The organism is Aeoliella straminimaris, assembly GCF_024054565.1.
In the GTDB taxonomy this organism is placed as follows: Bacteria; Planctomycetota; Planctomycetia; order Pirellulales; family Lacipirellulaceae; genus Aeoliella; species Aeoliella straminimaris.
Window position 1 is genome coordinate 129116 of record NZ_JAMXLR010000038.1, and the last position, 11681, is coordinate 140796.

Sequence of the window (11681 nt, forward strand, 5' to 3'; positions counted from 1 at the left end):
CGTTATCGGTTCTTCCCGAAGTACGACGCGAGATTTCTACCGATTGCAGACTTCAACCAGCGACGCCAAGACGACGAGAACTTGCCAGGCCCCGGCGATGGACGACATGACAAAATGCCACGATTTTTGACGGGCATCGTGCCGCCTGCTAGAACTACCCAAGTCGATCAAGTGGCAGAGAGAGTTGGCACTCAACGCATCATATCCATGGCAGTTAGGACGGCATCATAATGGAAATCGTTAGACCTCGTTTGACTAGTATCTTGTGGTGTGCCATCCGTGTAATCTGTTTCTTCGCCATCTGCCACTTGCCCTCCACGGTTTACTCGCAAGAAGCGCAAAGTGAGATTTCCATTCCTCTGCTAGACTTGGCCAGACAAGAACATCGTCAGGTAGTAGTCGATCGCGAACCAGGCCAATACCTGGGGCATCCCACAACAGTTCTGCTGGAAGACGGGAGGACGATGTTTGCTGTCTATCCAAAGGGGCACGGACGCGGTGCGATCGTCATGAAGCGAAGTGATGATGGGGGCGAAACCTGGTCCGACCGCCTACCAACCCCACAGAGTTGGACCACGTCGAAAGAAACTCCAACGATACATCGGGTCGTCGACGGAGAGGGAAGCAAGCGGCTCATCCTCTGGTCGGGTTTGTACCCGGCGCGGTTGTCTGTGAGCGAAAACGATGGGAAATCATGGAGTGAACTGAAAGCAGCGGGCGATTGGGGCGGCATTGTCGTGATGGGATTCGTCGAACCTCTCTCTACTCCCGGCCATTATCTTGCCATGTTCCACGACGACGGGAGGTTCAGGAGAAAACAGCCGACAAAGCAGGAAGAAAAGGCGATGACCCTCTATAAGACGCTTAGCGAAGATGGCGGGAGGACTTGGAGCGAGCCGGAAGAAGTCTGGAGTTCAGAAGAGATCCATTTATGCGAACCTGGTTGTATTCGCTCGCCCGATGGCGAGCAACTGGCAGTTCTGTTACGGGAGAACCGACGTCGCAAGAACTCGCACGTCATCTTTTCCAATGACGAGGGAGAAACCTGGACCGAACCTCGGCAGTTGCCACTCGCATTGAGTGGAGACCGACACGTCTGCGAATATGGCCCCGATGGCCGCTTGTTCATCAGCTTTCGTTGCGTATCGCCCAAGCCCCTGCAACCCATCCGCCCATTTGAAGGCGACTGGGTGGCGTGGGTGGGGTCCTACGACGATTTGGTCAATAACACCGAGGGGCAGTACTTTGTTAGGCTGGGCGACAATACAAAAGCCTACGATACCGCCTATCCCGGCGTAGAAATCTTGCCGGATGGGACCTTTGTGGCGATTACCTACGGTCATTGGGACAAGAATAAGCAGCCCTATATACTCTCCGTGCGTCTCAAGCTCAGCGAACTGGACGAGCTGAGCAGCGATCTTCGGAACTGAGCTACTCATCTCTAAATCGCACTCTAATCCAAAGTAGCGCACCTCCCATTGCGGCTTACTATTTTACCCATCATATTGCCGCCATCTTTGAACATGGAGGTTGCGATGAAGGCAAGGAGTCACTTGCCGTTGGAAGTACTCCAGCGGTGGGTGCGTCACGATTGCGCGTCAGGACTGGCAGGGCTGAACGACCAGCGAGAACTCCAGCCGCGTCGTCGCTTGACGCCAGCTGACAATGGCTGCTGACAAACATCTTCAGGGACTCTGCGTACAGTCGATCGGAGTTGCCAGAATTGGTCCAAGAAACTCTTGGCTGGGTACTTCAGACGGTGCTTCGCCCGGTGGTCATTGGAGGATCTGTCATCTTGCCGAAACAATGGATGGTGCAACACCTCTGCGGCTGACTCGCACGCCATCACCGCCAATACAAGGACTACGAACAAACCGCAGCCTCCAGCGTAGCGATGACCTAATATCGCCATGATCAGTCTCATGTCCAAACGGCTCGTCTCGGCGGAGAACTGAAGTTCAAAACATGTCCTGCAAAGCTGCATGTGAACGTTGTCGGGGGCACGTGGGCCATTGAAACGGGTGTGATGCCTCTGGTGCCTTCGCGCGACCGTCGAGATTCTTTGTAGCGAATCCCTTTTGACTACCGTAGAATGGGCCCTATGGATAGCCTTTCCAAAGTGAGATGACCATGCATCGACGTGATTTTCTACAGGCAGGCCTCGGAACGGTAGCTTCTCTTTCGGCGCTAAATGCCACCGTTTATGCGGCGGCGAATGAAGCGTCACTGCGCGTCGCGCTGATCGGCTGCGGCTGGTATGGCAAGACCGACTTGTTTCATCTGATCCAGGTTGCCCCCGTGGAGGTGGTAGGGCTTTGCGATGTCGATCAACAGGCTTCCGATCAGGCGGCTGCACTGGTTGCTGGCCGCCAGCCTTCCGGAAAGCGGCCTCCCTTGTACGGTGACTATCGCGAACTTCTGAAGAAGGAACGCCCCGAAGTTGTCTTGATCGGTACGCCCGACCATTGGCATTGCCTGCCGATGGTGGCCGCCTGTAAGGCGGGAGCAGATGTCTATGTACAGAAGCCCGTCAGCTACGACGTGGTTGAAGGACAGGCGATGGTCGCGGCGGCGCGCAAGTACAACCGTACCGTCCAAGTCGGCTTACAGCGGCGCAGCACCCACCATCTCATGGAAGCGCGAGACCGCTTCATCCGTTCGGGAAAGCTAGGCAAAGTCGCGGCCATCGACATTCACAGCTACTACGGTCCACCACGCGACTTTCCCGATCCGGAAGCCGCTCCCGCACATTTAGATTGGGACATGTACGTGGGGCCCGCCACCTGGCGCGACTACAGCCCTGGTATCCATCCCCGCAGATGGCGAGCCTGCCGGGAGTTCAGCAATGGACAGACTGGCGACTTGTGTGTGCATCTGCTCGATCTGATTCGCTTCTACTTCGACCTCGGGTGGCCCAAGTCAATTTCGGCCACAGGAGGTATCATGATGCGGTCCGCGACGTCCAACATTAATACACACGATACACAAACGGCTTTGTTCGACTTCGAAGACCTGCACGTCGTCTGGAACCAACGGAATTGGGGGGAGAACCCCGAGCCGGACTACCCGTGGGGCGTCACATTGTACGGCGACAAGGGCACGCTGAAGCTTAGCGTCTGGCAGTACCATTTCTATCCGCACGGCGGTGGTCAGCCGGAGCATGCCAAAGCGTTAGAGGAACGAGAGCGCTATCCGGAAGATACTCAGCACAAAGAGACCGAGCTATTCGCCGCCCCCGCCACCCGAGCCCATATGCGAAACTTCCTCGAGGCACGTCGCGAACGCAGGCTACCGATCGCCGACATCGAGCAAGGACACATCTCGTCCGCCTGCTGCATACTCGCCAACCTGTCGATGGAACTGGGGCGCGGGCTAGTCTGGGATGCGGAACATGGACGAGTCAAAGATGACGAAGAGGCCAATGCCCGCCTAGCGCGATCCTACCGAGGCGACTGGGTTCATCCATTGCCCAGCAGTGTGTGAATTTGGAAGTGTCGGCGATGGAATTCAGGTCATCGTTGTACACCAATGAACCTTGCGTCGGTTGCGGTGGGTGCTGCGACCTTGGTCGGTCACGTACCCGTACTCGTTCATCGTACATATCCTATAGGCAAGCACAGCGTGCAGCATCTGTAGCGGCGTTGCCACCAGTGTCGATCCGATCGTGAGCGATAACGAGGCCCCCTGGTCGAATAGAGCCCTGACCGCTCGTCGACGCCCGAAAAGGTGATTCACAACGTCCACATCACGCGTCCGCGACATCATGCTCGGCACGTGTACTCTGACAGATAGACTGGTCGTTTCCACCCCAAAGTGAGACGAGGTATGACTACCGTCTCATGGCAGAAGTTGCTGGCGGCGGGATCAGTTGGGTCTGAAGTGATGAGAGTCCCTGGAGAGGTTGCCGGCAGCAACTCGTATTGCTCCCTGCGGAGAGCGACAGCGTAATTCGCATCGCCAAAATCAAGAACCATGGCAGTTCGCGCCGCCCGAGAGAACAGACCGAGTCATACCGGAAGTGCTCGCCTGATAATAAAAGGGGTACTTTACGACCATCACGTGTGTCGGAGCATCACGAGCCACGGGCACCACCGGCGCCGATGGGTTGCGGACAGATCGCCCAATGTGCGGTTTTTCTATGTCACTTGTGAGTACGATCGACCAAAGCACCGCTCATTGTATGATCATGAACGAGTTTGCTTTGCGCTGGTGGCCCTGCTAGTATCAGAAGAGCTTTTCCGCCATCCTAACTTCTAAGGAGCGTCTCTTGAGTATCGATCGCCGCCAAGGAGATGCTGCAAGGACGAAGCGCCGAGCCTATGCGAACCACTTCTGCCGCCAGCTGAGCGTCGAGGCCTTGGAGACGCGATGCTTGCTCGCTGCGGACTTGGTCGTGGACAATATCTGGACCGTGCCCTCGACCGTTGTGGAGGGCGAGTCGTTCTACATACGTGCACGGATCCGCAATGCCGGCACTTCGACTGCCAACGCTGGTCTATTCGCGAACCAGGAAGTCACCTTCTACCTCAACGGTGTGAAGTATGGCGAGGGGGACGACTACGACAACCTGGACCCCGGGGAGACGCTGGTCACCCGGTCGATCAGCATCACGGCTCCCAGCGCAGGGGTGCACTCGATTCGCGCCAAAGCCGACGGCAATAATGAGGTGGATGAGAGCAACGAGGGGAACAATAACCGCACCGAATCGCTCACGGTGCAACCGCCGCCGGCACCGGACTTGATCGTCGAAAACATTTGGACCGATCCTGCCCGAGTGTATGCCGGCGAGGACTTCATCATCCGTGGGCGGATTAAGAATCAAGGCAACGCCACGGCCGATGCCGGGCTGTTTGCCAACCAGGAAGTCACTTTCTTTCTTAACGACGATGAGTACGGCGAGGGAGACGACTACGACGGCTTGGATCCCAATGAGACGCTAAATGTCCGCTCGATTAGCATCGACTCACCAGGCGTTGGGACACACTCGATTCGAGCCAAAGCCGACGGCAATAACGAAGTCGCCGAGAGCGACGAAGGGAACAATAGCCGCACCGAAGATATCACTGTCTATCGCCGGCTGAGTTGGCGCACGGGACCCAGCCCCGACGATGCCGAAGTGACATCCATTCGCGCGGGCGAAAGCGTATGGGCAGTGGCGGATGGTGCCTCTGATCCTGGCGAGACGATCGTCGTGGCAGTGATCGAAGACGACACCGAAGGGCTCGACATCTTGGGCAACGACAATATCGCTAACCTCTCGATCGCGCTCGATTCCGAGGGCATTGGCGCGGTGGAGTGGGTTGCGCCCTGGCAGGGAGACGATCTTGATACGCCCAACAATCGCTTTTATCTAAGCTACGACGGCGGGCTATTCGATCCGCAGTACGAGTCGCCCTATTTGCGGACTTATGTCGGTTCTGGTGCCGGCAATTCGTTTACGGGGCACCTGGCGTACGACTGGGGCGGTAACATTCCCATCGAAGGCACCATCGACGCAACGATCAAGCGGTTCGACAGTAGCCTGCCCATCGATCCGAACACCCGCACGTGGCTGGTGATCCACGGACGCAATGGCTCGTTTGCTCCGGGCAACACCAACGACGAGACAAACGAAAACCGGATGCTGCAATTGGCCGAATCGGTCGACGAGGTCACGGGCGCGGACCAGGTGCTGACGCTCGATTGGCGTGATGGCGCCGAAGCCTTCTTCAATGAAGTGACAGAAACCTACGACTTTAGTGGCGAGGGTTGGCTGGAGACGGTTGGCAAATGGGCCAGTGCAGCGCTCGACAACATGGGCTTTACCACGAGTGTGCTGAACGTGATTGGCCATAGCTGGGGTGGCGTGATCACCGGCGAACTGGCAGGCGCCTTTCCGGGTGGAGTGAATCGCGTGGTGGCCATCGACCCTGCCGAGGACGCCCCGCCACCGCTCGGCAAGCTCTACTCCACCGAAAGCGTTGATTTTGGTGGCGCCCACAGTGGTTACTCGTGGTCGTTCTACAGCCGCGACGGCGGCAGTTTCGGCATTACCGCCGGCAGCGATGTCTCGCCTGAAACAGCCGATGAGGCGTTCGTGGTGACCGGCAGCGAACACAGCCGCGTGGTCGACCTATTCCGACTTATGATCAGCGATCCGACCGGCCCGGTGAGTCGCTTCTTTTCGCTGGAGCGTTTGCTCTCCGGCAAGCGAGGCCCTTGGGTACGTGACGTCTACGCCAGCGACGGGACGACCGACCCCGAAGGGCTGTACGAAGCCGTGATCGCGTCGACGGATGTGGTGAGCCGGCCAACCGGCATCAGCTATAACTCGAGCGGCGCTGCGATTGCCTACCCTGGTGACTACAACGGCGACGGTGCTGTGAACCTCGCCGACTATACGGTATGGCGAAACAACTTGGGTAGCGAGCCTGCACCATTTCGCGGAGCAGACGGTAACGGCACAGGCACCGTGACCCTGTCCGACTACGATCTGTGGAAGGCCAACTTTGGGCAGTCGGCCGCCGCAAGTGTGGCTGCCCCCCTGGCTGCTTCCTCGTCCGGTCAATCGCAGGTATCTCTGGCTGATTCCCCCGAATCATCCGGCAGCTTGCCCACGTCGGCGAGCAGGTCGGCAACGGATGCTGCCCTGGCGAGCCTTGTGTCGCCGACCTCATCTGCCAAGACCGAACACAAGGACGCCTCGACTGCCGGCGATTCGTCGGACGGCCCACTCGACAACGTCAACAACGAGCTTGAACTCTTGTTGTTGGATGGAGAATGGCCCAACTTGGACGAACCAGAGCTGAGCATGGCGCCGCACAGAGCGGAGGTTGCCAGCACGGACTTGCTGCACGATCTCGCCTTGGAGTTGGAAGTCGAACTCTGGCAGATCTAGCCACCTCGGCTGTCGTGTGTTGGTAAGCAGTGTTTTCATGGATGTAAAAACTTCGCCGTAGAGTTCCCCCCACCATCTGATCTAATGGCTCCGTCGGGGGAGGGGTATTGTGACGTGTCCCCCTGACCGCAGACCACTGGCGAGCGGATTGGCATTTCGAAGTGCCGCCTATGCCTTCCGCCCAGCGATGCCTGCCCCCCCAACCCGAGAGGAGTTTTGCCACTACGCCGGCGCGTTGGGACAAAACTGGGCTGGCCCAAAACGCGAGCATTACTGTAACGTGTTCTCAAACAAGGACTTACGGAATTGCCAAGTCCCCAGGTCCCCCGAGTTTTGGGACCATGGATCAATTACTCCCGTGGCGGGGTGGGGACAAAATTCGGAGCTGGCTTGGAGCAGTAGGGATATGGAGAACACGGGGTTGGCTGCATAGCTCGCTGTTGCGGCTTTCCCGCTGGCAGCACGGGCCCGCCCCTCCATGTTACGCAAACCTCTATCTCACAAGCACTTGCGAAGACACCCGAGGCAATTCTGGGCCGAGGGAGCCCCGGATCGTGCGGAACCCTATTGGCGAACTTCGTTTCGCGTAATACAATTCACGTAATGCATATCGGCTGTTCTGTTGAATTCGAGGATAGGAACATTCTCTTCATGAATAATGACGATTCGAGTGCGGTGGGTGTCGCCGACGACACTCTACTGCGATGGACCTTTTTGACAAACCACGCCCATGTGTTGATTCAACTGCAGGCCGAGCCCGATCTGGTGTTGAGGAAAGTTGCCGAGCGAGTCGGCATCACCGAGCGAGCCGTGCAAAGGATTGTCCATGAATTGGAAGAAGAGGGGTACCTGGAGCGGGAACGAGTAGGCAGGCGAAATCACTACCGGGTGATGCTCGACAAGCATCTGCGCCATCCGATCGAGTCGCACTGCTCGATTGGCGATCTGCTGAGTTTGGTTGTGGGTACGACCGGGAAAACCGGTAACGGGAAATAGCAGTCTCCGCCACCAAGCGGGTTTCGCACAGGATACGATTGATGCTAACGCTGGCCGATTCAGAATCGAAGACAACACTCGCCACGGTGCTGGTACGTCTGTGCCGAGAGTGTGATGTCGACATCGAGCTGCTCCGCGCAGAACAGGTGCTGGGCGAAGTGCAGGAAGCCTGGCCGGGAGACGAACGTCGGCTGTGGCGAAAGTGGCTGGTCGAAAGTTGTGAGAGCCTGCACCTGCGCGCTCGGCAGGTTGAACTCACCATGGAGGAAGTGGAGGATCTTGCGAAGGACGGGGCCAAACTGGTCGGAAGTCGCGATTCGTCTGGTGAAATTCAGGTTGTGGTAGGAAAATCGCCGAAGGGTTTGCTATTGGGCGAAGGACCATTCGAGGCCACGCGGGTGATCGCGCTAACGGAGCTCTTGGCCAGCACCATCGAGCAGTCGTCACCGGCTCAGCATGAGTGGGTAGTCGTAGAGCACCCGGAGTTGACCAATATCCATGACGCACAGCACTTGCACGATCGACCGATCGAACGACTGCTGCGAATCATTCGCCCCGAATGGTCAGACATCTGGATCATCCTGGTCTTCGCCCTGTTCGCAGGTGTGTTGAACCTGGCAACTCCAATCGCCGTGGAAGCATTGGTCAACACGGTGGCTTTTGGACAGCTGCTGCAGCCAGTGGTAGTGTTGGCTGTCATGCTGTTCATCTTCCTGGCGTTTGCGGCGTTGCTAAGGGCACTCCAAACCTACGTGGCAGAGATCATTCAACGACGCCTGTTTGCACGGGTGGCCGCCGATTTGGCCTATCGTCTGCCACGCGTGGATGCCCGCTCGCTGACGAACAGCTACGGTCCAGAGTTGGTCAATCGATTCCTCGACGTCGCCACGCTGCAGAAGGTGGTGGCGAACTTGCTATTGGATGGCGTGAGTATCGCGTTGGCGACACTGGTCGGCATGACGGTCCTGGCATTCTATCATCCCTGGCTTCTTGGCTTCGATTTGCTGCTGATCGCAACCGTCTCCATCGGCCTGGTACTGCTAGGCAGGGGAGCGATTGCCTCGGGAATCGACGAATCGAAACTGAAGTATAAACTCACGGCCTGGTTCGAAGAGGTCACGCGTTGCCAACTTGGATTCAAGGCAGACGGAGGTCCCGAATTCGCTTTCGACCGGGCGAACCAACTAACGGCCCAGTACCTGAAGATCCGGCAGTCGCACTTTCGTATTCTCTTCCGACAAATCGTCTTCACGCTGGGGCTGCAAGCGGTGGCCGGCACTGTGTTGCTGGGCGTTGGTGGCTGGCTGGTGATCCAGGGCCAATTGTCGCTGGGCCAGCTCGTCGCGGCCGAACTCATCGTAACCACCATCCTTGCTTCGTTAGCGAAGCTGGGCAAACACATTGAAGGCTTCTATGACCTGGTTGCGGCGGTGGACAAACTTGGGTATTTGTTCGACCTCGAGGTCGAAAAGCCGTCTGGTCTGACCGGCGTTCTCAATACGGGCGCAGGTCTTTCGCTTCGGCTGACCGACTTGCGATCGAAGACGGGCGACTGCCTGGCCACCCATGGTTTCACGGCGTCCATTGCGGCGGGAGAGCATGTGGCCATCATCGGCGCTGCCGGCAGTGGCAAGACTACGTTGGCGAGGATGATTTATGGCCTGGAACAGCCGGTCGCTGGACAACTGGAGATCGGCGACTGCGATCCAACAGACCTCCGCCCCGACCTGTTGAGGGCAGCCGTGGCGATTGCCGGTGAGACCGAGATCATCGATAGCAGCATCGCCGAAAATCTGCGACTTGGTCGCCCCTACATCACCAGCAGCCACGTACGCCACGCCCTGGAGCAAACCGGGCTGCTGGAGTCGATCATCACGCTGCCCGATGGCATCGATCAACGGTTGCTGCCCACGGGCAGGCCCCTTTCATCGAATCAGCAGCGACTGCTGATGATTGCCCGCGCGATCGCCGGCGACCCCGAGTTGCTGGTTATCGACGGCATACTCGACTCGCTGCCAGAGGAGCAACTCGATAAGGTGCTGGCCACGCTACTGTCGGCGGAGCAAAGCTGGACCTTGATTGTGATGACCACTCGGCAGGAAATTGCGGCACGTCTGGATCGCCACTTCTGGTTACGCAAGCGCCAAGCTGCCTAACGGAGCAACAAACATCGCCATGAGTAATCTAGCCAAAAGAGTGTCGAAGCCTCGGGTGTTGGGAGATGCCGCGTACAACGAGGAGATGTTTCCCGCTCTGCGATTGGCCCGCGCTGGGCGACTGGTGAGGCGACTCGGCAAAGCGCTGCTAGTCACCATGTTCTTACTGGTAGTGGCCATGCTGTTTGCCCCCTGGCAGCAGTCGATTCGGGGACGGGGCGATGTGATCGCGTTCGACCCGTTCGAACGTCCACAATCCGTTCAAGCGCCGGTGAAGGGTCGAATCGCCGAACGTGGCGAGGGAGTGCAGGAAAACGCTTACGTCGAGAAGGGGCAGTTGCTCTTCCGAATCGAGGACCAAGACCCCCTTTACCTTTCGCGGCTCGAGCAGCAAGTGACCAATGTCGAATCAGAAATCCGTGTAGCAAAAAGCCGTTTGGAGCGGGCCCGAGAACTGAGAGACAACAACCTTCGCATTGTGGACGTCACCAGCGAAGAGCTCGAGGCCATGCAGACCGCTCGCGACGAACTGGTGCAGGCCTACGACCGCTTTGTACTTCAGGCCCAAAACAAGGTGGAAGCCGAGCGAAACAAGCTCACCGCCACCTTGGCAAAGCTCTCCCAGGCCGAGGCCGATTACAATCGCAAGAATGCACTATTCCAGGAAGGAATCGAGTCACAACTCAAACAACAGGAAGCCGAGCAGAAGTATCGCGATGCCCGGGCCTACGTGAAGGTTGCCGAACAGGAAGTTGACAACGCAGTGAACGGCGTGGAAGGCAAGAAGAACGAGCGAGAGTCGAAACGCCAGGAATGGCAGGCGAAGATCAACAAAGTGCAGTCGCAGTTGGAGAAAGCCCGGGCCGACGTGGCGAAAGCCGAGATCGACATCAACAAGACCGATGAAGAAATCAATCAAAAGCAGTCGAAATTGCTCGATCAACAACGCAAGGTGGCCGTCCAACGCACCCAAGAGGTGGTCGCCCCCAGGGACGGCTACATCATGAATCTGACCGTGTTCGACTCCTCCTCGATTGTGAAGCCGGGCGACCAACTCTGCCGCATCGTTCCCAAAACGGAGCAACCTGCCGTACAGGTTTGGGTTGCGGGAAACGATGCGCCGTTGATTGCCCCGGGCCGCAAGGTCCGCTTGCAGTTCGAAGGCTGGCCGGCGATTCAGTTTTCGGGTTGGCCCTCGGTGGCTGTCGGCACCTTTGGGGGGGAAGTCGCCCTGGTCGACCCAACCGACAACGGAATGGGCAAATTCCGGGTCGTGATCGTTCCCGACCCCGACCCCGAAGAGGACCCCTGGCCCGAGTATCCCTACCTGCGTCAAGGCGTGCAGGCCAATAGCTGGATTCTGCTCGATCAGGTTCCGCTGGGTTACGAGATCTGGCGGCGAATGAACGGCTTCCCCCCTGCCCTGAAATCGAAACAGGATGCCGAAAAGCCAAAACCACCGAAGATCAAGATCTGAATTCCGTTCGCTGACACGATCGCAAATTGTTAGAGTTTGCGGCCTGAACAAACCAGGATGGCTTGGCCCCCACAATAATGCCGATATTGCAGGTTGTAAGTGTCGCAACGGAAGCTCCGCTCTCATCGTTTTGGTTCGAGGTCACCTAAAAAGTGCGTAGCTGGGCAGGATATCT

6 protein-coding genes are annotated in these 11681 nt (G+C 57.7%); all 6 read left to right on the forward strand.

The features are described from left to right. Positions 1 to 368: 368 nt before the first annotated feature. Positions 369 to 1430 (forward strand): sialidase family protein, encoded by a 1062-nt coding sequence (locus tag NG895_RS12555; protein WP_252852856.1) that lies wholly within the window; start codon positions 369 to 371, stop codon positions 1428 to 1430. Positions 1431 to 2130: 700 nt separating this feature from the next. Further along, complete coding sequence (locus NG895_RS12560; protein WP_252852857.1) at positions 2131 to 3483, forward strand: Gfo/Idh/MocA family protein; 1353 nt, start codon at positions 2131 to 2133, stop codon at positions 3481 to 3483. A gap of 784 nt (positions 3484 to 4267) precedes the next feature. Then, positions 4268 to 6877, forward strand: a complete 2610-nt coding sequence (locus tag NG895_RS12565; RefSeq protein ID WP_252852858.1) for a CARDB domain-containing protein — start codon at positions 4268 to 4270, stop codon at positions 6875 to 6877. 651 nt (positions 6878 to 7528) lie between these two features. Then, on the forward strand, positions 7529 to 7873 hold the full coding sequence (locus tag NG895_RS12570) for a helix-turn-helix transcriptional regulator (RefSeq protein WP_252852859.1): 345 nt from the start codon (positions 7529 to 7531) through the stop codon (positions 7871 to 7873). 41 nt (positions 7874 to 7914) lie between these two features. After that, positions 7915 to 10029, forward strand: coding sequence for a peptidase domain-containing ABC transporter (locus tag NG895_RS12575; RefSeq protein ID WP_252852860.1), 2115 nt, complete (start codon positions 7915 to 7917; stop codon positions 10027 to 10029). 19 nt (positions 10030 to 10048) lie between these two features. Then, a complete protein-coding gene (locus tag NG895_RS12580; protein WP_252852861.1) occupies positions 10049 to 11506 on the forward strand; it encodes an HlyD family secretion protein in 1458 nt (485 codons plus the stop codon). Positions 11507 to 11681: the final 175 nt, after the last annotated feature.

What these genes read in the sequence shown, in the direction of transcription:
- NG895_RS12560 (WP_252852857.1), top strand. Translation starts at nt 2,131, where the DNA reads ATGCATCGACGTGATTTTCTACAGGCAGGCCTCGGAACGGTAGCTTCT.
- NG895_RS12570 (WP_252852859.1), top strand. Translation starts at nt 7,529, where the DNA reads ATGAATAATGACGATTCGAGTGCGGTGGGTGTCGCCGACGACACTCTA.
- NG895_RS12575 (WP_252852860.1), top strand. Translation starts at nt 7,915, where the DNA reads ATGCTAACGCTGGCCGATTCAGAATCGAAGACAACACTCGCCACGGTG.
- NG895_RS12580 (WP_252852861.1), top strand. Translation starts at nt 10,049, where the DNA reads ATGAGTAATCTAGCCAAAAGAGTGTCGAAGCCTCGGGTGTTGGGAGAT.